Genomic DNA, 24,776 nt, shown 5'->3' with positions numbered 1-24,776 from the left:
CGGATCGTGGCCAACATCGTCAATCTGGACCGGGTCGGCAAGGGGTACGGCGCCGCCGGTCAGCTGCTCACCGACGTCTCCCTCGGGCTGGACGACGACGCCCGCGTCGGCATCGTCGGCCTCAACGGCGCGGGCAAGTCGACCCTGCTGCGCCTGCTGGCCAAGGTCGAGGAGCCCGACTCGGGCCGGGTCACCCACCGCCGGGACCTGCGGGTGGCCGCCCTGCCCCAGACGCTGAACCTGGCCGCCGAGGCCACCGTCCGCGACGTCGTGCTGGGCACGGCCTGGCTCGCGCAGGGCATGGGCGCGGAGCACGAGTGGGCGGGCGACGCCGGGGTGCGGGCGATCCTGGACGGGCTCGGCATGGCGTACCTGGGGTTGGACACCCCGGTCGGGCCGATGTCCGGCGGGGAGCGCCGCCGGGTCGCGCTGGCCGCTCTGCTGGTCCGCGAGGCCGACCTGCTGATCCTGGACGAGCCCACCAACCATCTCGACGTGGCGGGCGTGGACTGGCTGGCCCGGCACCTGCTGTCCCGGCGGGGCGCGCTGGTCGTGGTCACCCACGACCGCTGGTTCCTGGACGCGGTGTGCACCGCCACCTGGGAGGTCGCGGACGAGCGGGTGCACACGTACGAGGGTGGCTTCGCGGCGTGGATCCTGGCCCGGGCGGAGCGGGAGCGCGTCGCGGCGGCCATCGAGGCGCGCCGGCAGAACCTGCTCCGCAAGGAGATCGCCTGGCTGCGCCGGGGCCCGCCGGCGCGTACGTCGAAGCCGCAGTTCCGCATCGACGCCGCGAACGCGCTGATCGCGGACGTGCCGCCGGTCCGCGACACGGTCAGCCTGCAGCGGCTGGCGGTCTCCCGGCTGGGCAAACAGGTGTACGACCTGGAGAACGTCGCGCTCCAGGCGGGTGAGAAGACGATCCTGACGGATCTCACCTGGCAGGTGGGCCCCGGCGACCGGATCGCGATCCTCGGGGCGAACGGGGCGGGCAAGACCACCCTGCTGCGTCTGCTGGCCGGGGTGCGGACCACGGACGGCGGGCGGCTGGTCACGGGCGCGACCGTGCGACCCGCGTTCCTGTCGCAGGAACTGGCCGAGCTGCCGGGGCAGCTGCGCCTGCTGGAGGCGGTCGAGGAGGTCGCCAAGCGGGTCCGCCTGGGCGAGAAGGAGATGTCGGCGGCCCAGCTCGCCGAGGTCTTCGGCTTCACGGACAAGCGGATCTGGACCCCGGTCAGCGACCTGTCCGGCGGTGAGCGCCGCCGGCTGCAGCTGCTGCGGCTGCTGGCCACGGAGCCGAACGTGCTGCTGCTCGACGAGCCCACCAACGACCTGGACACGGACACCCTGGCGTCGCTGGAGGACCTGCTGGACTCCTGGCCGGGCACGATGATCGTGGCCAGCCACGACCGTTACCTGGTCGAACGGGTGACCGACACCGCGTACGGGATGTTCGGCGACGGGCGGCTGGTGCATCTGCCCGGCGGCATCGACGAGTACCTGATGCGCGCCGCGGCGCGCGGCGCGACGGACGTCACGTCGGCGTCGGCGCCCACCGCGACCGCCGCCGCACCGGAGCAGCCGGGCATGTCCGCCGGGGAGCTGCGGGCCGCCCGCAAGGAGCTGACCCGGCTGGAGCGCCAGCTCGGCAAGCTGGAGGAGCGCATCCTCTCGATCAACGAGAGCCTGGCGGTGCACGGCGCCGACTACGACAAGATCGTGGAGCTGGACGCCCAGCTACGTGCCGCGCAGTCGGAGCGGGCGCAGGTCGAGGAGGCCTGGCTGGAGCTGGCCGAGCAGGTCCCGGGCCACTGATCCGGGGGTGCCCCTGCGCGCCGTCGGGCGATACGCGAGAATCGGCGGGAACGACACCCGAGCTGGAGAACGGACACCATGGCGCACACCCCGGTCAACCACCCGCTGCGGCCGCTCTACCGCGCCATCGGCGCCCTGATGGGCGCGTATCTCGTCGTGTTCGGCGTGGTCGGCTTCATCGTCACCGCCGACGAGGGTCTGTTCGGCAAGTCCACCGACAAGGTGCTCGGCCAGGACACCAACCTGTTCTGGTCGATCGTGTCGCTGGTGCTCGGCGTGCTGGTGCTCGGCGCGACGGCCCTGGGCAACAACCGCGACGCCGCCGCCTACACGTTCGTGGGCTGGGGACTCATCGTGGTCGGTAGCTACTCCCTGGCGGTGCTGCGCACCGACGTGAACGTCCTGGACTTCGGCATGGCGACCGTCATCGTGACGTGGCTCGTCGCGCTGTGCCTGATCATGGCGGGCCAGTACACCAAGGTCGCCCCGGCGAAGCTGGCCGGTGCCCCGCGCCAGGTCCGCGAGGGCGCCGCGGCCTGAGGCCGTAAGCGCCGCGCCCGGCACCCCGGGCGCGGTGTCGCGCGTCAGCGCGCCTTGCGGGTACGCAGCGCCGGTTTGGCCTCCAGGTGCGACAGGCCGTTCCAGGCGAGGTTGACCAGGTGCGCGGCCACCATGTCCTTCTTCGGCTTGCGCGCCTCGCGCCACCACTGCCCGACGAGCGCCACCATGCCCACGAGGGCCTGGGAGTAGAGCTCGGCGAACTTCGGGTCGAAGCCGAGCCGTTTGAACTCGGCGCCGAGGATGTGCTCGACCTGGTGCGCCACGTCGTTCATGACGCTGGAGAAGTTGCCGCCGGGCGACAGCACGGGTGACTCGCGGACCAGCACCCGGAAGCCGTGCGGCTCCTCCTCGATGTAGTCCAGTAACGCGAGCGCGGCCTGCTCCAGCAACTCGCGCGGGTGCCCGGCGGTCAGCGCCGCGGCGATGCGGTCCAGCAGGGCCCGCACCTCCCGGTCGACGACGACCGCGTAGAGCCCTTCCTTGCCGCCGAAGTGCTCGTAGACCACCGGCTTGGACACCTTCGCCCGGGCGGCGACCTCCTCGACGCTGGTGGCGTCGAAGCCGCGCTCGGCGAACAGCTGCCGACCGATCGTGATGAGCTGCTCGCGGCGCTGCGCCGCGGACATCCGGACCCGTGAGGCCGGGGGATTGCCGGTCGCCGTGCGGGCGGCGCGGGCACGGCGGCCACGCGGCTCGGTGCTGCTGGTGTCGTCCTGGTCGGTCACCCGGACATCCTGCCAGTCGGCGCCGACATTCACGGGCTCCGAACGGCCCGTCGCGGCGGTAACTATGACTGGGCCTTCACCATCTTGGCCGCCAGCCGCTCCGGACGCGGCCACTTGACGTCGTGCGCGGCGCCGAACTTCTCCAGGATCCAGATGAGCCGGGCGGAGATGTCGATCTGGCCGCGGAGCACCCCGTGCCGGGCGCAGGTCGGGTCGGCGTGGTGCAGGTTGTGCCAGCTCTCTCCAAAGGAGACCAGCGCCAGCGGCCAGAAGTTGGAGGCCCGGTCACCGGCGCGCATCTCGAACGGGCGCTCGCCGTACACGTGGCAGACGGAGTTGATCGACCAGGTGATGTGGTGCAGCAGGCCGATGCGCACGATGCCGGCCCAGAAGAACGCGGACAGCGCGCCCTGCCACGACCAGGTCACGAGGCCGCCGATCAGCGCGGGGCCGAGCGTCGAGAAGATCACGATCGGCAGGAACATCTGGTCGACGCGGCGGATGTCGCGGTCGGCCAGCAGGTCGGGGGCGAAGCGGGTCCGGTTGGACAGCTCGCGGCTGAACATCCAGCCGAGGTGGGCATGCCACAGGCCGCGGGTCAGCGCCCAGTAGCCGGTGCCGAAGCGCCACGGCGAGTGCGGGTCGCCCTCCAGGTCGCTGAACGCGTGGTGGCGACGGTGGTCGGCGACCCACTGGATGACGTTGCCCTCGATGGCCAGCGAACCGGCCAGCGCGAGCACGACGCGCAGCCAGCGCTTCGCCTTGAAGGAGCCGTGCGTGAAGTAGCGGTGGAACCCGACCGTGATGCCCAGACCGGACACCAGGTAGAAGACCGACCCGATCGCGACGTCCGTCCACGAGAGCCATCCACCCCAGGCGACCGGCACCGCGGCGAAGACCGCCAGGAACGGCACGATCACGAACGCGTACAGCGCGATGAGCACTCCGCGCTGCTGCGGGCCCTCGGTCAGCGGCTTGGGGCCGGCGGCCTGGGGTGCGGGCTCGACGAGAACGGAAGTCATGGCACCTCACACGGGGGAAGGTCGGGGGGAGATGGATCAAGAAGCTACGGCTACGTCACCGTAACCTACGCAACCGTAACTCAGCCAGGGAACCTTGCCCACGAATGGCGGGCAGCGCTTCCCGAATCGCTACCGTCGCACCGGGCTTGCACCCGTGCGGCACAGTGGTGGAAATTCTGATGAACGTCGATGTGTTCCAGGTAGGCCTACCGGTCAGGGTGTGGTCCCGACGCAAGAATTGCACCTTGTCCATCGAGATGGTGTAACCGCGTTGTAATCAGTTGTGGCTAGCTTCCTTGCCGAAGCGGATTCATGTATTGAGATCTATGGAATTGATGTCGCCCCGCCCGCCCCACCCACCTCGCAGTTCCCAGGCACCTCGCCCCCTGCCGCCGCGCCCACGAAGCGGGAGTCCGATGAGTACTGCCCTCGATCCGAACCGTCTGGTCATCGCCGTCACCGGCGGCGCGGGCCTGGACGCCAGCCCGTACGCCCTCACCGCCGCCGTCCGCGCAGGTGCGCTCGGCGTACTCGACCTCGGCGACGGTGACCCCTGGTCCCTGCGCACCCTGGCCGACGCCGCCCGCCGGACCACCGGCTTCGGCGTACGGGTCACCGCGGCCTGCGCCGCGACCCCCGCCGAGCTGGCCGAGACCGCCGGCCCGGCGGTGCACGTGATCATCCTCACGGCGGACAGTCCGTGGCCGGTCGCCGAACTGGCCCGCCGCTACCAGGTGCTGGTCGAGGTCACCGACCTGGCCGAAGCGCGGGCCGCCGAGGCCGCCGGTGCACACGGGCTCGTCGCCCGGGGCATGGAATCCGGCGGGCGGGTCAGCGAACTGAGCGCGTTCGTCCTGCTCCAGCAGCTCGTGGCGGAGGTCGAGCTGCCGGTGTGGGTGGCGGGCGGCATTGGCCCGTCCACCGCCGTGGCGTCCGTGGTCGGCGGCGCCGCCGGTGTCCTGCTCGACACCCAGCTTCTTTTGCTCCGAGAGTCCACATTGGTCGATGATGTTGCGATTCTGTTGCGCCGCATGGACGGCACCGAGGTCGTCACCGAGGGCGGCCGACGCGGGCTGCGCCGCGGCGACGATCTGCTCCCCATCGGCCAGGACGGCTGGCTGGCCGCCGAATTCGCCCGGCGCTGGCCGGACACCACCGCCGCCGTGCACGGCGTCCGCGACGCCGTACGGGACGCGGTGCGGGACCCCGACGCCGGGGCGGCGCTGCGGCCCGGAGCGCCGCTGGCCCGTACGCTCGGCGTCGACCTGCCGGTCGCCCAGGGGCCGATGACCCGGGTCAGCGACGAGGCCGCGTTCGCCGCCGCCGTGGCCGACGCGGGCGCTCTGCCGTTCATCGCGCTGGCCCTGGCCAACGCGGAACAGTCCCGGCGCATGCTCACCGAGGCGGCCGCCGCCCTCGGCGACCGGCCGTGGGGCGTCGGCGTGCTCGGCTTCGCCCCCGACGCGCTGCGGGCGGCCCAGATCGAGATCATCCAGGAGATCAAGCCCGCGGTGGCGATCATCGCGGGCGGCCGCCCCGCGCAGGCGAAGGGCCTCGAAGCGGCGGGCATCAGCGCCTTCCTGCACGTGCCCTCGCCCGGCCTGCTGCGCCAGTTCCTGCAGTCCGGCTCCCGGAAGTTCATCTTCGAGGGCGCCGAATGCGGTGGGCACGTCGGGCCGCGGGCCAGCTTCCCGCTGTGGGAGGCCCAGCTCGCCGTGCTGACCGACTTCCTCGCCGACCAGCCCGCCGGGACCGCCGCCGAGCTGCAGATCTTCTTCGCCGGGGGGATCCACGACGAGCGCTCCGCCGCCATGGTCGCCGCCCTGGCCGGGCCGCTGACCCGCCGCGGCGCCCAGGTGGGCGTGCTGATGGGTACGGCCTACCTGTTCACCGCCGAGGCCGTCACGCACGGGGCGATCCAGCCGCTGTTCCAGCAGGAGGCCGTCGAGGCCACCGGCACGGCGCTGCTGGAGACCGCGCCCGGGCACGCCACCCGCTGCCTGCCGTCCGGGTTCGTGGACGACTTCCACCACCTGCGCGACGAGCTTTCCGGCGCGGGTGTGGAGAACCGCGTCATCTGGGAACAGCTCGAACTGCTCAACGTCGGCCGGCTGCGGATCGCCAGCAAGGGCCTGCGCCGCGACGGCGACACGCTCGCCCACGTGGACGACGCCACCCAGGCCGCCGAGGGGCTGTTCATGGCCGGGCAGGTCGCCGTGCTGCGGCACGCCACCACCACGGTCGCCGACCTGCACGCCCAGGTCACCACCGGCGCAACCGCGCTGCACGCCGGACGGGTCGCCGCTGCCCGCGCCGACCTGGGGCTCGACGCGGACGCCGAGGCGGCCGCCGCCGCGCCGCTGGACATCGCGATCGTCGGCATGGCGTGCGTCTTCCCCGGCTCACCGGACCTGCCCGCCTTCTGGAACACCGTGCTCGGCGGCAAGGACGTCGTCCGCGAGGTCAGCCCCGACCGGTGGGACCCGGAGATCTACTACGCCCCCGAGGTGGGCCCCGGCCAGGCCGGGCGGATCACGGTGAGCAAGTGGGGCGGGTTCATCGACCCGGTGCCGTTCGACGCGATCAGGTACGGCATCCCCCCGGCCGCCCTGGCCAGCATCGACCCCACCCAGCTCCTGGCCCTGGAGATCTCCCACCGGGCCCTGGTCGACGCGGGGTACGCGTACGACTCGGGGGCGGACCACTCGCGGACCGGGGTGGTGTTCGGGGCCGAGGCGGGCAGCGACATGAGCCAGACCCAGACGCTGCGCACCCTGCTGCCCGGCTACCTCGGCGACGTGCCGGAGCAGATGGAGGGGCTGCTGCCCACGGTCACCGAGGACACCTTCCCCGGGGTGCTGGCCAACGTCATCGCCGGGCGGGTCGCCAACCGGCTCGACCTGGGCGGCCCCAACTACACCGTCGACGCGGCCTGCGCCTCGTCGCTGGCCGCCATGGACGCCGCCTGCAAGGAACTGACCTCGGGCCACAGCGACCTGATGATCTGCGGCGGCGCCGACCTGCACAACGGCGTCAACGACTACCTGATGTTCACCTCGGCGCACGCGCTGTCGCCGACCGGGCGCTGCCGCACCTTCGACAGCACCGGCGACGGCATCGCCCTGGGCGAAGGGGTCGCCGCGGTCGTGCTCAAGCGGCTGGCCGACGCCGAACGCGACGGGGACCGGATCTACGCGGTCGTCAAGGGCCTCGGCGGGGCCAGCGACGGCCGGGCCCTCGGGCTCACCGCGCCGCGCGCGGAGGGGCAGCGGCGAGCGCTGGACCGGGCGTACGCGTCGGCCGGGGTCACCCCGGACCGGATCGGGCTCGTCGAGGCGCACGGCACCGGCACCGTGGTCGGCGACCGTACCGAACTGGAGACGCTGACCCGGCTGTTCACCGAATCCGGTGCCCGGCCCGGCGGGGCGGTGCTCGGCTCGGTGAAGTCCCAGATCGGGCACACCAAGTGCGCCGCCGGGATGGCCGGGGTGATCAAGGCGGCGCTGGCGCTGCACACCGGGGTCAAGCCGCCGACCATCAACCTGACCCGGCCCAACCCGGCGTGGAGCCCCGACAACAGCCCGTTCGCGTTCCATACCGAGGCCCGGCCGTGGGCCGCCCCGGCCGCCGAGCGGCTCGCCGGGGTCAGCGCGTTCGGCTTCGGGGGGACCAACTTCCACGTGGTGCTGTCGGCGCACGCGCCCACCGCGGATCCCCGGCACGGCCGCGACGAGTGGCCCGCCGAGCTGTTCCTGTTCCGCGGCACGGACCGGCCGGCCGCGCGGCGCGGCGTACAGAAGCTGCTGGACCGGCTCGGTGCGGCGCCGGACGCGCGGCTGCGTGATCTCGCCGCCGGGGCCGCGCGCGAGTCCGACCCGCGCACCGGCGCGGTGCGCATCGCGATCGTCGCCTCCGACACCGCCGACCTCGCGGACCTGCTGCGCCGGGCGCTGCAGGGCGAGCACGACCCGCGTACGGGACTGCACCAGCCGCCCGAGGCCGACGGGCCGGGTAAGGTCGCGTTCCTCTTCCCCGGTCAGGGCAGCCAGCGGCCGGGCGCCCTGGCCGACCTGTTCGTCGCGTTCCCCGAGCTGCGGCAGTATCTGCAGCTCGGCCGCGAGTACGCCGACCTGCTGTTCCCGCCGACGGCGTTCGACGAGGCGACCGAGCAGGCCCAGGCGGATCTGGTCCGGGACACCCGGGTGGCGCAGCCGGTGCTCGGCATCGGCGGGCTGGCCGCCGACCACGTGCTGCGCCGCCTCGGCGTGCGCCCCGACATGGCGGGCGGGCACAGTTACGGCGAACTGGTCGCGCTGTGCACGGCGGGCGCGTTCGACCCGGCCACCCTGCTGGAGCTCAGCCGGGAACGGGCCGCCGCCATCCTCGGCGCGGCCGGTGACGACCCCGGCACGATGGCCGCGGTCGGCGGCACGGCCGAGCAGGTCACCGCCGCGTTGGACGCGGCCGGACTCACCGGCGAGGTGGTGCTGGCCAACCACAACGGCCCGAACCAGGTGGTCGTCTCCGGCCCCACCGAGGCCGTGGGCCGGGCCACCACCGCCTTTACGGCGGCCGGGCTGCGGGCCCGCGCCATCCCGGTCGCGTGCGCGTTCCACAGCCCCGTGGTGGCCGGTGGCGCGGACACCTTCGCCGCGGTGCTGGCGGGCCGCCGGGTCACCGCGCCCACGCTGCCCGTCTGGTCGAACCGCAGCGCCGAGCCGTACCCGGCCGACGCCGGGGCGGTCCGGGACGGACTGGCCGCGCAGATCGGCGCGCCGGTCCGGTTCGTGGAGCAGATCGAGGCCATGTACGCCGCGGGCGCCCGGATCTTCGTGGAGGCGGGCCCCGGGCAGGTGCTCGGCCGGCTCGTCGCCGACATCCTCGGCCACCGGCCCCACCGGGTCGTCGCGGTCGACGGCCGCCCCGGCCAGGGCCTGCCCGCCCTGCTCACCGCGGTCGCCGAGCTGGCCTGCGCCGGGGTGCCCGTGCAGACCGGGTGGCTGTACGCCGGGCGGGACGTGACAACCGTCGCGCCTACCACCTCCGACAACCGACCCATCTGGACCGTCGACGGTCAGGTGGTCCGCGACCGCAACGGGGACTGTCTGCCCGGTGGCATGACCCCCGCTCGACGAATCGAGGAGTTCAGCATGACCGCAGCGGGCGGGGCCGAGGTCGGCCGCGACTCCAGGGGCGAGCTCGTCAGCGAGTTCCTGCGTACCAGCCGTGACCTGATCGCGAGCCAGCGTGACGTGCTGCTGGCGTTCCTGGGGGACGGCTCCGGCGGGCGGCTGGTGTGGCAGCCCGACGCGACCGTGGTCCCGGTGGAGGCCGCGCCGGTTACGTCGCTGGCACCCATGGTGATCCCGGCCCACCCCGAACTGCCGGATGTCGTGGCCGCGCCCGCCGCTCAGGTGGCCGTGCTGGCCCCGGCGGCTCCCGCGCTGGATGTGCAGGGTGCGGTGTTGACGGTGATCAGTGAGCGGACGGGGTATCCGGAGGAGCTGATCGAGCTTGATCTGGATCTGGAGGCGGATCTGAGCGTCGACTCGATCAAGCGGGCGGAGGTGGCCGGGGAGGTGGCGAACCGGCTGGGTCTGTCGGTGGAGGGTGACGAGTCGGAGCTGGAGGACCTGGTCAAGGCCCGTACGGTGCGGGCGATGGTGTCCTGGTTGGACACCCGCATCAACGTCGTGGCGCCGCTCGCGGCCGGGCCCGCTCCCACCGCGCCGATCGTCGCGACCGTCGCCGCGCCGGTGCTGGATGTGCAGGGTGCGGTGTTGACGGTGATCAGTGAGCGGACGGGGTATCCGGAGGAGCTGATCGAGCTTGATCTGGATCTGGAGGCGGATCTGAGCGTCGACTCGATCAAGCGGGCGGAGGTGGCCGGGGAGGTGGCGAACCGGCTGGGTCTGTCGGTGGAGGGTGACGAGTCGGAGCTGGAGGACCTGGTCAAGGCCCGTACGGTGCGGGCGATGGTGTCCTGGCTGGACACCCGCATCAACGGCGCGCCCGAACCGGTAGCGGCCCTGACCGCCGCCGTGGCTTCCCCCGAGTTTCCGGCGGCCGCCCCGGCCGCGCCCACGATCCCGGCGGCGTCGATCAAAGCGGCGATCCCGGCGGCGCTGGCGATCCCGGCGGCCAATCCGGGCATCGCGCCGCAGCGCCTCATCGGCGTCGTGGAACCCGCCCCCGTGGCCGGTGCCGCCGCCGACCTCGACGGCGCCCGCTTCCTCATCACCGGCGGTGCGGCCGCCGGGGCGGCCCTGGCCGGACGGCTCGCCGAGGGCGGCGCCACCGGCGTGTCCGCCGGCATGGACGCCGACCCGAGCGGGATGGACGGCATCGTCCTGCTCGACGGGCTCACCGACGGCACCGGCCCGCTGCTGCCGGACGCGTTCGGCTTCGTCAAGCGGGCCGTCGCGGCGCTCACCGCCTCGGCGTCCCGGACTGGGCCGCGCTGGCTGATCGCGGCCGGTCCCGAGCCGGACGGCCCGCGCACCGACGGCCTGCCCGGGCTGTTCCGCACCCTCGCCCGCGAATACCCGGAGGTGGTCGCCCGCTACGTGCGGGTGCCCGCCGACGCTACCGCCGACGACGTGGCCGAGGGGCTCGTCGAGGAGCTGCGCGACACCACACCTGCCCCGGTCGTGTACCGGCGCGCGCAGGGCCGCCAGGCGGAGCAGCTCGTGCCCACCGGGCTGGGCGTGCTCGCGGACGGGGGCGCCGGACCCGCCGGGGAGGGGGTCGCCGAGGCGCAGGCGATCGGGCTCGACGCCGACTCGGTGGTCGTGCTCATCGGCGGTGCGCGCGGCATCACCCCGTGGTTCGCCCGGACCCTCGCGGGCGGGGCGCGGTGCCGGATCGAGCTGGTCGGGCGCACCCCGCTGCCGCAGACCGACGAGGACCCGGAGCTGGCCGCGGCCACCGACAAGGCCGCGCTGCGCGCCACCCTGGCCCGGCGCGGCATGCGTTCGCCCGCCGACATCGACCGGACCGCGTCGGGCATCCTCGCCGCCCGCGAGGTCGCCGCGACCGTCGCCGAGCTGAGCGAACTCGGCGCGGATGTCCGCTACCACTCGCTCGACGTCCGCGACGACGAGGCCACGCACCGGCTGATCAAACGGATCCACGACGAGTACGGGCGCATCGACGGGCTCGTCTACGCCGCCGGGATCATCGAAGACAAGCTGATCGCCGACAAGGATCCCGAATCCTTCGCCCGGGTCTTCCGTACGAAGGTCGACGGGGCGCAGTCCGTGCTGGACGCGCTCGCCGGGTGCGGCGCCGAGCCCCGGTTCGTGGTGCTGTTCGGCAGCATCGCGGCCGCGTACGGCAACCGGGGGCAGAGCGACTACGCGGCGGCCAACGACGCCCTGGACACCATGGGCGCCCGCTGGTCCGCCGAGACCGGGCACCGCGCGCTGACCGTGCACTGGGGACCGTGGGCGCCGGTCGGGCTGCACGCGGGCATGGTGTCGCCCGAGCTCACCGCCGAGTACGCCCGCCGGGGCATCGGCCTCATCGACCCCGAGGAGGGGGCGCTGAGCCTGCTGCGCGAACTGGCGTGGGGTGATCCCGGCACCACCTCGGTCGTCTACACCGCCTCGGGCTGGTAGACCGCATGCAGCCCATCGCGATCGTCGGGATGGCGGCGCTGTTCCCCGGCGCCGCCGACCTGGACCAGTACTGGCAGAACCTGATCGCCGGCAAGGACCAGATCACGGACGTCCCGCCGGACCGCTTCGACGCGCTGTTCTACGACCCCGCCCACGCCGACCGCCCGGACCGGCTGTACTGCAAGCGCGGCGGGTTCCTCGACGAGCAGGCCGTGTTCGAGCCGCTGAAGTTCGGCATCATGCCGAACTCCGTGGGCGACATCGAACCGGACCAGCTCATCACGCTGGACGTGGCGGCCGCGGCGGTCGCCGACGCGGGCGGCCCGGACCGGATGCCGGACGCCGACCGGGTCGGGGTCATCCTCGGTCGCGGCGGCATCCTCAGCCCCGCCGCCGCCCGGTACGCCCAACGCGTCCGCATGTCCAGCCAGGTCATCGGCATCCTGCGGGAGCTGATCCCGGACCTCGACGAGGAACGTCTCGACCTGGTCCGGGCCCGGTTCGACGAGCGGCTCGGCAAGCACCAGCCGGAGGGCACGATCGGCCTGGTGCCGAACCTCGCCGCGTCCCGGGTGGCGAACCGGCTCAACCTGCGCGGGCCCGCGTACACCATCGACGCGGCGTGCGCGTCGTCGCTGCTGGCCGTCGACCAGGGGATGACCGAGCTGGCCGCCGGGCGGCTCGACGCGGTGCTGGCCGGCGGCACCCACCACGTACACGACATCAGCTTCTGGTCGGTGTTCAACCAGCTCCAGGCGTTGAGCCGCAAGGGCGACATCCGGCCGTTCGACGCGGACGCGGACGGCGTACTGATCGGTGAGGGCACGGGGATGGTCGTGCTCAAGCGCCTCGCCGACGCCGAGCGCGACGGCGACCGCGTCTACGCGGTGATCCGCGGCAGCGGCACCAGCAGCGACGGCCGGTCGGCCAGCATGTTCAACCCGGCCAGCGCGGGGCAGGCGCTGGCGATCCGCCGCGCGTGGGAGGCGGCCGGGCTGGACCCGACCGCACCGGACGCGCTGGGCCTGCTGGAGGCGCACGGCACCGCCACACCCACCGGCGACGCGGCCGAGCTGGCCACGGTCGCCGAGGTGTTCGGCCCGCACACCGGCGGCGAGCGGCCGGTCATCGGCTCGGTGAAGTCGATGATCGGCCACGCCATGCCCGCCGCGGGCATCGCCGGTCTGATCAAGGCTGTCCTCGCGGTGCACCACGGGGTGCTGCCGCCCACGCTGCACTGCGACAACCCGCGCGCCGAGATGGCCCGGACCAGGTTCCAGCCGATCGGCGCCGCCCGCCCGTGGCAGGGCAGCGGCCCGCGCCGCGCCGGGGTGAACGCGTTCGGCTTCGGCGGCATCAACGCCCACGTGATCATCGAGCAGCACGCGGGCCCGGTGCCGGTCGAGGTCACCGAACCCGACAAGGTGATGTGGCTCGCGGCGCACACCCCGGCCGCGCTGGGCGAGCTGCTGGCCGCACCGGACGCGGTGGTGCGCGGCCTGGAACAGGCCGGGACCCTCGACGGCGGCCCGGTCCGCATCGGCATCGTCGACCCCACCGACCAGCGGCTGGCCGCCGCCCGCCGGATGGTCGCCCGGGGCGAGCCGTGGCGCGGCGGCCGCGACATCTGGTTCACCCCGCGCCCCCTGCTCGGGCCCGGCGGCGGCCAGCTGGCCTTCGTCTATCCCGGGGTCGAGGCCGAGTTCGCGCCCCGGGTCGGGGACGTGGCCGCCCACTTCGGACTGCCGTACCGGGAGTTCAGCGCGGACGACCTCGGGCAGCACGGCACCGGGCTGGTCGAGGTCGGCACGCTGCTGGACGCCGCGTTGCGGCGGATGAACGTACGGCCCGACGCGGTCGCCGGGCACAGCATCGGCGAGTGGACCGCGGCCGCGGTCACCGGCCAGATGAGTACGCAGGGAGTCGACGCGTTCCTGCACCTGTTCGACGCGGACACGGTCGAGGTGTCCGGGTACGCGTTCGCCGCGATCAGCGCCAGCGCCGAGACCGTGCTGCCGCTGCTGAACGCGTACCCGGGGGTGCTGTTCACGCACGACAACGCGCCCGCCCAGTGCGTGGTCAACGGCCCGCGCGAGCAGGTGCAGCGGCTCGTCGACGACCTGCGCGCCCGCAACATCCTGTGTCAGCTGCTGCCGTTCCGGTCGGCGTTCCACACCCCGGTGTTCGCGGAGGGACTGCAGGCCATCGGTGCGGCCATGGGCCGGTGGGAGGTGCATCCCACCGACGTGCCGGTGTGGTCGGGCACGCTGGCCGCGCCGTTCCCCAGCGACCCGGACGAGGTCAACCAGCTGTTCATCCGGCACATGATCGAGCCGGTCCGGTTCCGGCAGACCGTCAACGCCATGTACGACGCCGGAATCCGCGTCTTCCTGCAGGTGGGGGCCGGGCAGTTGGCCACGCTCATCGACGACAACCTGCGCGACCGGGACCACCTGGCCATGCCGGTCAACGTGTCGCGGCGCAGCGGCCTGGATCAGCTGCGGCGGGTCGCCACCGCCCTGTGGGTGGACGGCGGCGCGCCGGACCTGCGGGTCCTCGACCCGGCCCCGGCGGCGGTGCGTCCGGTCCCGGAGCATCGGGTGGCCGGTCCGGTGCAGGCGCGCGGCCCGGCGGTCCGGCTGGATCTGGGCGGGACGCTGGTCAAGCTCGGCGAGGGCGCGGCCGACCTGCTCGGCGTCACGGCGCACGGTTCTCGGCCCGCGCTAGCTCGACCGGCCGCATTCGCGCCGGTCCAGCGGGCCGCATCCGCGCCTGTCCAGCCGGGCGCACCCACGGCCGACGCGAAGGTGGAGGCGCATCAGGCCGCGCTGTCGGCGCTGAACCGCCTCGCGGGGAACTCCAGTGCGGCCCGGGAACTCGCCGCCCTCCTGGAGGAGACCGCGAGCGACGCGGTGACCGTGCTGAGCGCGGCCGCCACGGCACCCGCGCGTCGTCCTGCCCCGGCACCCGCGCCTCGTCCTGCCCCGGCACCCGCGCGTCCGGTGGCTCCACCGCCCGCGTCTCCCGCCACGGCCCAGGCGGTGCCGACGGCTTCGGTCGCGGGGACCGGCACGGGCGACGACGTGGTGTTGCGGACCTCCCTCGACGTCTCCGTCGAGCGGATGCCGTACCTGCGGGACCACTGCTTCTTCGTGCAGCCCGACGACTGGCCCAAGGTCGAGGACCGCTGGCCCGTCGTGCCCGCCACCACGGTCGTCCAGCACATGATGGACGCCGCCGAGCAGGCCGCACCCGGCCTGCGGGCGGTCGCCGTCCGCGACGCGAAGTTCAACCGCTGGCTGATCGCGGCCCCGCCGCAACGAGTCGACATCACGGTCCGCCGCGCCGGCCCGGACCAGCTCACCGTGGTGTTCGGCGGGTACGCCCGCGCCACCATCGAGATGGGAGCCGGGTACCCGCAGCCACCCGAGGCGCCGTGGACCCACGACCCCACCACGGAACGGCCGCCGACGATCAGCGCGGAACAGATGTACGCCGAACGCCTCATGTTCCACGGCCCGAAGTTCCAGGGCGTCACGGCGGTGTACGCACTCGGCGACATGCACGTGCGCGGCGAGGTCACCGCCCCGGTACCGCCGGGCGCCCTGCTGGACAACGCGTTGCAGCTCATCGGCAACTGGCTCATCACCACCCAGCCGTTCCGTACCGTCGCGTTGCCGGTGGGGCTGCGGCACGTCCGGTTCTTCGGGCCGCCACCCGCGCCGGGCACCGCGTTCGAATGCGTCGCCCGGGTCCGCTCCATCACGGACGGCGAGCTGATCGCCGACACGCAGCTCTCGGTCGGCGGGCGGGTGTGGGCGCAGATCGACGGCGCCACCGACCGGCGTTTCGACAGCCATCCGACCGCCCGCGCCTGCGAGCGGTTCCCAGAGAAGTACCCGATGTCGCAGCGCCGCCCCGAGGGCTGGACGGTCGTCTTCGACGCGTGGACCGACCTGGTCACCCGGGGCATGGCGGCGCGCGGCATCCTCGGCGGCGACGCCGCGGCCGAGTACGAGCGGATGCCGGGCGCGCGCCGGAAGCAGTGGATGCTGGGGCGGATCGCGGCCAAGGACGCGGTGCGGTTCCGGCAGTGGGACGCCGGGCACACCGACGTCTACCCGATCGAGCTGACCGTACGCAACGAGCCGTCCGGACGGCCGTACGTGGAGCTGCGGCCCGGCCGCGGCTTCGTGGACGGCGTGGTGTCGATCGCGCACACCCAGGAGGTCGGCGTCGCGATCGCCGGACCGCCCGGCGGAAAGGTCGGCATCGACGTCGTGGAGATCACACCCCGCGACGACGCCACCCTGAGGTACGCGCTGACCGACGCGGAACGCGCCCAGGTCGACACCGACCGGGACGTGGCCCGCGTCTGGGCCGCCAAGGAGGCCGTCGGCAAGGCGCTCGGCACCGGCCTGGACGGCGCCCCGCGCCGCTTCGTGGTGTCGCTGGCCGACGGCACGGTCACCGTGGACGGCCGCACCTTCCCCGTCGCCTTCGCCGAGATCGAGAACCCGCCCGACCTGCCCCCGCGCCACTACGTCGTGGCGTGGACCCCCGCCCAGTGATCAAGCCGAGTGAACAAGGAGAGCACCGCCATGCCCTCGAACCCGACCGCCGTTCTCGCCGACGTAGACGCCCTGCTCCGCGCGGTGCTGGGCGACTTCGGCCCCGACGCCGAGATCACCATGGACACCACGTTCCGCGACGACCTGGGCATGGAGAGCCTGGACGTGGTGGCGCTGGCCGGACGCCTGCAGGCCCGGTACGGCGACTCGGTCAACTTCGCGCTGTTCGTCTCGTCCCTCGACGTCGCCTCGATCGGTGAGCTGACGGTCGGCCAGCTCGTCGACTACATCGCGCAGTCGCTGGAGAAGGTGCCGGCCGCGTCATGAGCCATGTGGTGGTCAACGGTGTCCGGATGCACGTGCAGGAGGTGCCCCCGGTGGGGGAGCGGCGCGGCACCGCCGTACTGATCCACGGCATGACCTCGGACAGCATGGCGAGCTGGTTCCTCACGCTCGCCCACCCGCTGGCTGCGGAGGGCCTGCGAGTGCTGCTCTACGACCTGCGCGGGCACGGCCACAGCGACCGGCCGCCCACCGGGTACGCGCTGGACGACTTCGTCGACGACCTGGAAGGGCTGCTCGAGCACTGGGACGTCGACGAGCCGGTCCACCTGTTCGGCAACTCGTTCGGCGGCACCATCGCGTTCGCGTACGCGGCCCGGCACCCCGACCGGGTCGCCGGGATCGTCGCGGTCGAGTCGGCGCCCCCGACCGAGGCCTGGTTCGGCCGGATGGCGCGGCGGCTGGCCAGCGCCGCCGAGACCCTCGCGGACGCCGAGGCGGTGGCGCACAGCCGCCCGCTGCTGGCCCGCCGGTACCGGGAGGCCTCGGCCCTGCTGTCCGGCACCACCGTGGGGCAGGAGCTGCCCAACAGCGCCCTGCCCGACCCGGCCCGGCTGGCCGCCATCGACTGCCCCGTGCTGTGCCTGTACGGCGCGGAGTCGGCGGTGAAGGAACTCGCCCCGCACACCCAGCGGCTACTGCCGCAGTCGGGCCACGTCGTCATCGACGGCCAGAAGCACACCCTGCTCATCAAGGCCCCCGACCAGGTACGCGCCCACGTGCTGCCCTGGCTCGCCACCCCCGTCCACTAAGGAGACCCCGCGTCGATGGACCGCGCCATCATCATCAGCAACGGCCGCTGCGGCTCGACCATGCTGTCGGATCTCATCGTCGAGGAACCGGAGACGTGCTCCGTCCAGGAGTTCTTCATGTCGGTGGCGATGTGGCACCGCAGCAGCGAGATCCTCACCGGGCCCGCGTACTGGGACGTGCTCAGCGGGCCCAAGGAGGAGCTGTCGCTGCTGTTCCGCATCGGGGTACCACCCAAGGAGGTGCGCTATCCGGCCTCCGGGCGTTTCGCCGGTGACCTGCTGCGGCTGCCCCGCATCATGGCGATCACGCTGGCCAAGCTCACCGACGACCCGGACACGCTGTTCGACCGGCTGGGCGAGCGGGTCCGCCAGTTCCCGGAGCAGCGGATCGGCGCGCACCACCAGGCGTTCCTCGACCTGCTGGCCGAGCTGACCGGCAGGAAGCGCTGGGTGGAACGGTCCGGCGGCTCCAGCCAGGTCGCGCCGTCGCTGCTGGAGAACCACCCCAGCGCCCGGATCGTCTACCTGACCCGGGACTGGGAGGCCACCGCCCGCTCGATGAGCCGCCACTCGGTGTTCCAGCTCGTGCAGCTGCGGGTGGAGGCCGTCGGCCGGTACGGCGTGGACCCCCTGACCGTGCCGCCCGGCACCCCGGTGCCGGACGAGCTGGCCCCGTACCTGCCGGACCGGCTCACCGCCGAGCTGCTGAGCGAGCGCGGCAACGACCTCAAGCGGTTCATGGCGCTGTGCGCGTTCATGAGCAGCCAGGCCGAGCAGATCCTGGCCGACCGGCCGCCCGCGCACCTGCACCGGATCGCGTACGAGGACCTCGTGGCGGACCCGGTCGCCCGGCTCACCGACCTCGGCGAGTTCCTGCAGTTCGCCGACCCAGCCGGCTGGGCCGCGTCGGTGGCCCACCGGGTACGCAGGCCGGAACGGGTCGCCGTGTGAGGCGGAGGGAGGCGTAAGCGTGTACGGACTGGCGGTTCTCGCGGCCGCGGTCGTGCTCGGTGCACCGGCCGCGGCGGTCCCCGCGTCCCCGAACGGGGACGTCACCTACACCCGTACCTTGCTGGGCAAGGCGCAGCCCGACGAGTGTTTCGCCGGGATCGGGCAGCCGTACCCGCCGGGGCCGCCGTGCGCCCAGGGCCAACCCAAGGTCAACCAGGCGTACGTGTGGAGCCTGGTCCGGACCGGGCGCCGGGTGTGGTTCGGCACGGGCGCCAACACGCACTGCCTGACCAGCGGCGCCAACCTCGGCAGCACCCAACCGGTGCGCAACGACGACTACGTCTGCGAGTTCGGGGAGAGCCAGGTCGCCCGCACCAACCTGACAATCCCGGACGCATTGGGTGACGTGCGCCCACCCCAGGTGTGGCTGCACGACACCGGCACCGGCGCGCTGGTGAACAAGTCCGCCGAGATCAGCACGGCATCCGCCGCCGACGCGCGCCGGCTGGGCAGCACGCTCGGGATGCGGGCCGCCGGCACCCTCGACGGCGTCGTGCTGCTCGGCGGGCCGTCGCTGCACAGCGGGCTCAACCTGTTCGCCTTCGACGCGGCCACCGGCCGGTTCCTGGGCTCCCGCACGCTGCTGGCGTACGGCAACGCCCGCACCTTCCTCGCCGCCGAGGGCGCGCTCTACCTGGGCGTGGGCATCGGGCCGGGCGGCGGTCGCGGTGGCGCGGTGCTGCGCTGGGCCGGGAACCGGCTGGCCCCGTTCACCTTCGTGAAGGTCGGTGCGCTGCCTGCGCAGGCCGTCGACCTCGCGTACCACGAGGGCCGGCTCGTGGCCACGACCTGGTCCACGAACGACCCGGCCACGCCGCAGCAGCTCGCCGGGGTGTGGACCAGCCCGCCGCTGCCGCTGACCCGGTCCGACGCCGGCGGCTGGACGCAGGCGTGGAACGTCGCCGGGTACGAGCCGGACCCGCTCATCGAGCGCACGTACGGGCTGGGCGGGGTCGCCTCGTACGGCGGCTGGGTCTACTGGGGCACCATGCACGTGCCGCTGCAGGCCACCCTCCTGCACCAGGCCACGTACCCGCAGGACACGGACGAGGCGAAGCGGGCGCAGATCAGGTTCACCCAGCGCGCCACGAGCCTCTGGCGGGGTAGGGACCTGGGCCGGCCCACCCAGCAGATCGAGCTGCTGTACGGCGAGCCGGCGCTGCCCGCCTACACCCCGGGCGCCGGTTGGTCGCCCGTGTCCACCGGCGCGACCCCCCGGTACGGCAGATCCGGCTTCGGCAACGCGTACAACAACTACACCTGGCGGATGGCCGTCGCGGGTGGACGGCTGTACGTCGCGACGATGGACTGGAGTTACCTCGTCCACGATCTCAGCGCCGAAGCGCCGCCAACCGACCCGGCGCTGTGGGGCGCCGACCTGTGGGCGTTCCCGTCCGCAGACGAGCCCGCCCGGCCGGTCGACACCACCGGCCTCGGGAACTACCTCAACTACGGCATCCGCAACCTGGTGCCCGACGGCGAGACGCTCTACCTCGGCACGGCCAACCCGATGAATCTCCGCACCGCCCCCGGCGACGACGTCCCCGAGGGCGGTTGGGAGCTGATCAAGCTCACCCCCACCTCTTCGTGAAGGGACCACCCCGTGAGCACAACCCTGCGCCGGCTGACCACCGTGGTCGCCGCGCTGGTCGTCACGGTCGGCGTCGCGGTCACCCCCGCCCGCGCCGCCGACCCCGACCCATACACCTTCCACCTGCTCGCCAAGGCCAAGCCCGACGAATGCTTCAACGGCATCGGCCAGCCCTATCCCGCCGGTCCGCCCTGCGCCGAAGGCCAGGCGAAGGTCAACCAGGCGTACGTCTGGGGCCTGACCCGGGTCGGCTCCTCGATCTGGTTCGGCACCGGCGCCAACGTGCACTGCCTGGTCAGCGGCGCCACCCTCAACGTCGCGGTCCCGGTGGTCAACCCCGACTACGTCTGCGAGTACGCGCAGAGCCAGACCGTCCGCGACGACCCGGACTTCCCCGCCCCGGTCGGCGACCAGCGGCCCCCGCAGGTGTGGCTGTACGACGCACACACCAAACGGCTGACCGACAAGAGCGGCGAGATCCGCGCCAAGAGCGCCGACGACGCGGAACGCCTGCGCACCACGATCGGCCTGCGCGCCGCCGGGAACCTGAACAACGTCGTCCTGCTCGGCGGCCCGGCCCTGGGTGACTCGCTGAACCTGTTCGCGTTCGACGCCCGCACGAAACGGTTCCTCGGCTCGGTGAACCTGCCGCAGTACGGCAACATCCGTACGTTCCTGGTCGCCGAGGGTGCGCTGTACCTCGGCGTCGGGGTCGGCACCAACGGCTCGTCGGGTGGCGCGGTGCTGCGCTGGACCGGCGGCGTCCGCAACCCGTTCGCCCTGGAGGCCGTCGCCGTGCTGCCGGTCCAGGCCGCCGACCTGGCCTACCACGACGGCCGGATCGCGACCACCACCTGGCCCGCCGAGCAGCCCAGCAGCCCCGCGCAGCTCGCCGGGGTCTGGCTCAGCCCGCCGCTGGCCGACGGGGAACCCGGCCTCAACCCGGAGGACGCCAACGGCTGGAAGCAGGCGTGGCACGCCCGCCAGTACGAGACCGACCGGGTGGTCGCGGCCACCTACGGCGGCGGTGGTGTCGCCTCGTTCGGCGGCTGGCTCCACTGGGGCACCATGCACGTGCCGCTCAAGGCCACCAAGGTGCACCAGACCGTGTACCCGCAGAGCACCGACGACGCGAAGGCCGCGCAGGTCAAGTACACCCAGCGCGGCATCAGCATCTGGCGCGGCAGGGACCTGGGCCTGCCCACCCAGCAGATCGAGCTGCTGTACGGCGAGTCCACCCTGCCCGCCTACGACCCGGCCACCGCCACCTGGAAGGCCGTACCCACCGGCTGGACCCCGAAGTACGGCAAGAGCGGCTTCGGCTACCCGTTCAACAACTACACGTGGCGAATGACCGTAACCGGGAACCGCCTGTACGTCGGCACGATGGACTGGAGCTACATCGCCAACGAGATCATGAACCAGCCGTCCGGATTCTCCGCCCGCGACCGCGCGGCGGTCACCGCAGGCATTGACCCCGATGCGTATGGTGGCGACCTGTGGATGTTCCCGTCCACATCGGAGCCCGCGAGCGCGATAAACATCAATGGCGTGGGCAACTACCTCAACTACGGCATCCGCAACATGATCCCGAACGGCAATGGGCTGTACCTGGGCATGGCCAACCCGATGAACCTGCGCACCGACCCCACCGACGACGTACCCGAGGGCGGCTGGGAGCTGATCAGGCTCGACAGATCCTGCCCGTAACCCCCAGACGTGGGCGGGCGGCGACCCACGACGCCGCCCGCCCACCCCCCGGCCCCGCACCCCGCGAGGCCCGAACTGTCAGCGCCTGCCGCCACCCGCGGTGGGCGCTCGTTGCGCTCCGCGGAAAGGGAAGATGTTCATGAAAATAGCTTCGACCGCCACCCTGCGCCGGGTGGCGGCGGTGGGTACCGTCCTCGTGCTCGCCGCGGGCTGGCCGGCTACCCCCGCCGCCGCCCACCAGGCCCGCGACATCAAGATTCCGTTCATCAGCACCCTCGCCGATCTGGTCCGCCGCGCCGTCGACGGCCAGGTCCGGCTGCCCACCCCCACCAAGTCCGGGTACCGGTTCAACCTGCTGGCCAAGGCCACGCCCGACGAGTGCTTCGGCGGCGTCGGCCAGCCGTACCCCGCCGGGCCGCCGTGCAAGAGCGGCAAAGCCAAGGTCAACCAGGCGTACGTGTGGGGCCTCACCCAGGTCGGCAAGACCGTCTGGTTCGGCACCGGCGCCAACGTGCACTGCCTGGTCAGCGGCGCCACCCTCAGCTACATCAAGCCGACCGCCAACGACAACTGGACCTGCGAGTACGGCGAGAGCCAGTCCGGAAAGGCCGACGACGCGATCCCCGACTACCTCGGCGACATGCGGGCCCCCGAGGTGTGGACGTACGACACCACCACGAAGAAGAAGGTCAACAAGTCCGCGGAGATCCGCGCCAAGTCGTCCGACGACGCGCTGCGCCTGAGCCACACCATCGGGCTGCGCGCCGCCGGAAACATGGGCGACGTCGTCCTGCTCGGCGGCCCCGCACTCGGCGACACCCTCAACATGTTCGCCTTCGACGCGACCACCCAGCAGTACCTCGGGTCGTTCTCCTTCGCGAACTACGGCAACATCCGGACGTTCCTGGTCGCCGACGGCGCCCTCTACCTCGGCGTCGGCATCGGGCGCAACGGCTCCGCGGGCGGCGCGGTGCTGCGCTGGTCCGGCGACAAGACCAACCCGTTCGCGTTCACCACGGTCGCCTCGCTGCCCGTGCAGGCCGCCGACCTCACCGTGTACGACGGCCGGATCGCCGCCACGAGCTGGCCCGCCGAGCAGCCCACCACCCAGCTCATGCTGGCCGGGCTGTGGATCAGCCCGAAACTCGCCGACGGCTCCCCCGGCCTCAACGCCGAGGACGCCACCGGCTGGAAGCAGGTCTGGAACGCCCGCCAGTACGAGCCCGACCGCGTCGTGTCGGCCACCTACGGCGGCGGCGGCATCGCCGCGTTCGACGGCTACGTCTACTGGGGCACCATGCACGTACCCATGAAGTCCAGCATGGTGCATGCGACCGTCTACCCGCCCGCGAACAAGGAGGCGGCCAAGACCCAGGACATCAACACCCAGCGCGCGGTCAGCATCTGGCGCGGCAAGGACCTCGGCCTGCCCACCCAGAAGATCGAGCTCGTGTACGGCGAGAAGACGCTGCCCGCCTGGGACCCCGCCACCAGCACCTGGTCGCAGAAGTCCACCAATTTCACCCCGCTGTACGGCAAGTCCGGCTTCGGCTACCTGTTCAACAACTACACGTGGCGGATGACCGTCGTGGACAACAAGCTGTTCGTCGGCACGATGGACTGGAGCTACCTGGTCAAGGACCTGTTGCAGGGCGCCGCGCCCACCGCGCCGGTCAACAAGTTCGCCCGGCAGGCCATGGCCGACCCGGACTCGTGGGCCAAACCGCTCATCAAGCCCAGCCAGTTCGGCGGTGACCTGTACATGTTCCCCGACAGCAACTCGCCCGCGACCGCGGTCGACAAACGCGGCCTGGGCAACTACCTCAACTACGGGATCCGCAACATGATCCCGGACGGCTCGGGTGGCCTGTACATCGGCATGGCCAACCCGATGAACCTGCGTACGAAACGCCTGGACGCCAAGCCCGAGGGCGGCTGGGAACTCATCAGGATGAGCGGCCGCTGACTCCCCGCGCAAGGGCTGGGCGAGGTTTCGCCCAGCCCTTGCCCTTCTCTTACCTGGCCCGAACATCCACAGGAGACGATGTGACGGTGAGAACCCGAGCCCTCGCCCTGGTAGTCGTCGGCCTGCTCGCCGTCGGTGGCTGCACCGGGCACCGCGCCGACCGCGGCCGCCCACCCGCCCCCGACGTCACCTCGGCGCCCGCGACCACCGGCACCCCGCCCTCCGGTGTGCCTTCGCCGGATGGCCCGCCCGTCGGCCAGTCCTCGGCCACCATGACCGTCGGCGGCATGGAGCGCACCTACCGGGTCTACCGCCCGGCCGGCCTGCCCGACCCCGCGCCCCTGGTGATCGTGCTGCACGGCGCCGCCGGCACCGGCCAGCAGGCCGAACAGTCGTACGGCTGGGACGCCCAGGCCGACGCCGGGAAGTTCCTGGTCGCCTACCCGGACGGCGTCCGCCGCACCTGGAACGCCGACCCCGACTGCTGCGGGGTGGCCGCCCGCGACAACGTCGACGACGTCGGCTTCATCACCAGGCTGGCTGGATCGTTCGGCCCTCTGGTCGACGCGCGGCGCGTCTACGCCACGGGGATCTCCAACGGTGCCCTGCTGTCGTACCGGCTGGCCTGTGAGACGGACGTGTTCGCGGCCATCGGCCCGGTCGCCGGCACGATGATCAACGACTGCCCCCACCCCCGTCCACTGTCGATCATGCACATCCACGGCACCGCCGACCCCACCGTCCGGTACGACGGCGAGCCTGGCAGGCGCGCCAACGGCGGGGCGGGCAGCCGCCTTCCCGCCAAGATCGACGGCCCGGCCGTGCCGGACCTCATCGCCCGGTGGCGGGAGATCGACCGCTGCGCGGCGCCGGTGGTCAAGACCTCCGGGGCGGTCACCACCTCTACGGCGGCCTGCGCCGACGGGCGCGCGGTCGACCTGATCACCGTCGCGGGAGCCGGGCACCAGTGGCCCGGGTCACGGCCCGCGCCCGTCGCGCAGCGGCTGCTCGGCCTGGACGCGCCGTCGACGGCGCTGCGGGCGACGCCGGCACTGTGGACGTTCTTCGCGGCGCATCCACGGGCGTGAGTT

The 24,776-nt window shown here is 72.9% G+C and carries 13 protein-coding genes; 11 read left to right on the top strand and 2 right to left on the bottom strand.

The genetic code is table 11. The features are described 5' to 3' along the window. Nucleotides 1-6 precede the first annotated feature (6 nt). Nucleotides 7-1,815, top strand: a complete 1,809-nt coding sequence (locus EV385_RS10320) for an ABC-F family ATP-binding cassette domain-containing protein (protein ID WP_130509276.1) — start codon at nucleotides 7-9, stop codon at nucleotides 1,813-1,815. A 78-nt stretch (nucleotides 1,816-1,893) separates the two neighbouring features. Continuing rightward, nucleotides 1,894-2,355, top strand: a complete 462-nt coding sequence (locus EV385_RS10315; protein WP_130509275.1) for a DUF4383 domain-containing protein — start codon at nucleotides 1,894-1,896, stop codon at nucleotides 2,353-2,355. Nucleotides 2,356-2,399: 44 nt separating this feature from the next. Here EV385_RS10315 and EV385_RS10310 read toward each other — a convergent pair whose 3' ends face one another. Both EV385_RS10310 and EV385_RS10305 read right to left on the bottom strand, forming a co-directional pair. Beyond that, entirely contained in the window at nucleotides 2,400-3,002 is a 603-nt protein-coding gene (locus EV385_RS10310) for a TetR/AcrR family transcriptional regulator (protein ID WP_207230083.1), read from the bottom strand. Nucleotides 3,003-3,163: 161 nt separating this feature from the next. Then, nucleotides 3,164-4,123, bottom strand: a complete 960-nt coding sequence (locus EV385_RS10305; protein ID WP_130509273.1) for an acyl-CoA desaturase — start codon at nucleotides 4,121-4,123, stop codon at nucleotides 3,164-3,166. Between the two features lie 416 nt (nucleotides 4,124-4,539). Between EV385_RS10305 and EV385_RS10300 the strand changes: the two genes are divergently transcribed. From EV385_RS10300 to EV385_RS10260, 9 genes are all read left to right on the top strand, one after another. Further along, on the top strand, nucleotides 4,540-11,742 hold the full coding sequence (locus EV385_RS10300; RefSeq protein WP_130509272.1) for a type I polyketide synthase: 7,203 nt from the start codon (nucleotides 4,540-4,542) through the stop codon (nucleotides 11,740-11,742). A 5-nt stretch (nucleotides 11,743-11,747) separates the two neighbouring features. Next, nucleotides 11,748-16,313 carry a type I polyketide synthase gene (locus tag EV385_RS10295; protein ID WP_130509271.1) on the top strand — a complete coding sequence of 1,522 codons (4,566 nt, stop codon included), beginning with the start codon at nucleotides 11,748-11,750 and terminating at the stop codon, nucleotides 16,311-16,313. Nucleotides 16,314-16,343: 30 nt separating this feature from the next. Beyond that, nucleotides 16,344-16,640 carry an acyl carrier protein gene (locus tag EV385_RS10290; protein ID WP_130509270.1) on the top strand — a complete coding sequence of 99 codons (297 nt, stop codon included), beginning with the start codon at nucleotides 16,344-16,346 and terminating at the stop codon, nucleotides 16,638-16,640. Continuing rightward, nucleotides 16,637-17,407 (top strand): alpha/beta fold hydrolase, encoded by a 771-nt coding sequence (locus EV385_RS10285; protein WP_130509269.1) that lies wholly within the window; start codon nucleotides 16,637-16,639, stop codon nucleotides 17,405-17,407. Before EV385_RS10290 ends, EV385_RS10285 begins: the two co-directional genes overlap by 4 nt. A 15-nt stretch (nucleotides 17,408-17,422) precedes the next feature. Beyond that, on the top strand, nucleotides 17,423-18,358 hold the full coding sequence (locus EV385_RS10280; RefSeq protein WP_130509268.1) for a sulfotransferase family protein: 936 nt from the start codon (nucleotides 17,423-17,425) through the stop codon (nucleotides 18,356-18,358). Between the two features lie 19 nt (nucleotides 18,359-18,377). Beyond that, entirely contained in the window at nucleotides 18,378-20,009 is a 1,632-nt protein-coding gene (locus tag EV385_RS10275; protein ID WP_130509267.1) for a hypothetical protein, read from the top strand. A 12-nt stretch (nucleotides 20,010-20,021) separates the two neighbouring features. Next, the gene (locus tag EV385_RS10270; protein ID WP_242624808.1) at nucleotides 20,022-21,719 is read left to right on the top strand and encodes a hypothetical protein; all 1,698 of its coding nucleotides are present in this window, start codon (nucleotides 20,022-20,024) and stop codon (nucleotides 21,717-21,719) included. A gap of 139 nt (nucleotides 21,720-21,858) precedes the next feature. After that, entirely contained in the window at nucleotides 21,859-23,685 is a 1,827-nt protein-coding gene (locus EV385_RS34960; RefSeq protein WP_242624807.1) for a hypothetical protein, read from the top strand. Between the two features lie 86 nt (nucleotides 23,686-23,771). Beyond that, nucleotides 23,772-24,773, top strand: a complete 1,002-nt coding sequence (locus EV385_RS10260; protein WP_207229791.1) for an extracellular catalytic domain type 1 short-chain-length polyhydroxyalkanoate depolymerase — start codon at nucleotides 23,772-23,774, stop codon at nucleotides 24,771-24,773. The last annotated feature ends 3 nt before the right edge of the window (nucleotides 24,774-24,776 follow it).

Origin of the sequence: Krasilnikovia cinnamomea (genome assembly GCF_004217545.1) — a bacterium.
Taxonomy (GTDB): Bacteria; Actinomycetota; Actinomycetes; order Mycobacteriales; family Micromonosporaceae; genus Actinoplanes; species Actinoplanes cinnamomeus.
The sequence above is the reverse complement of the archived record's forward strand: the minus strand, read 5'-3'. Positions and strand labels throughout refer to the sequence as shown.

Bases quoted from the DNA above. Each gene is read 5' to 3' on its own strand.
- EV385_RS10315 (WP_130509275.1), top strand. From the start codon at position 1,894: ATGGCGCACACCCCGGTCAACCACCCGCTGCGGCCGCTCTACCGCGCC.
- EV385_RS10310 (WP_207230083.1), bottom strand. From the start codon at position 3,002: ATGTCCGCGGCGCAGCGCCGCGAGCAGCTCATCACGATCGGTCGGCAG.
- EV385_RS10305 (WP_130509273.1), bottom strand. From the start codon at position 4,123: ATGACTTCCGTTCTCGTCGAGCCCGCACCCCAGGCCGCCGGCCCCAAG.
- EV385_RS10300 (WP_130509272.1), top strand. From the start codon at position 4,540: ATGAGTACTGCCCTCGATCCGAACCGTCTGGTCATCGCCGTCACCGGC.
- EV385_RS10295 (WP_130509271.1), top strand. From the start codon at position 11,748: ATGCAGCCCATCGCGATCGTCGGGATGGCGGCGCTGTTCCCCGGCGCC.
- EV385_RS10290 (WP_130509270.1), top strand. From the start codon at position 16,344: ATGCCCTCGAACCCGACCGCCGTTCTCGCCGACGTAGACGCCCTGCTC.
- EV385_RS10285 (WP_130509269.1), top strand. From the start codon at position 16,637: ATGAGCCATGTGGTGGTCAACGGTGTCCGGATGCACGTGCAGGAGGTG.
- EV385_RS10280 (WP_130509268.1), top strand. From the start codon at position 17,423: ATGGACCGCGCCATCATCATCAGCAACGGCCGCTGCGGCTCGACCATG.
- EV385_RS34960 (WP_242624807.1), top strand. From the start codon at position 21,859: ATGAAAATAGCTTCGACCGCCACCCTGCGCCGGGTGGCGGCGGTGGGT.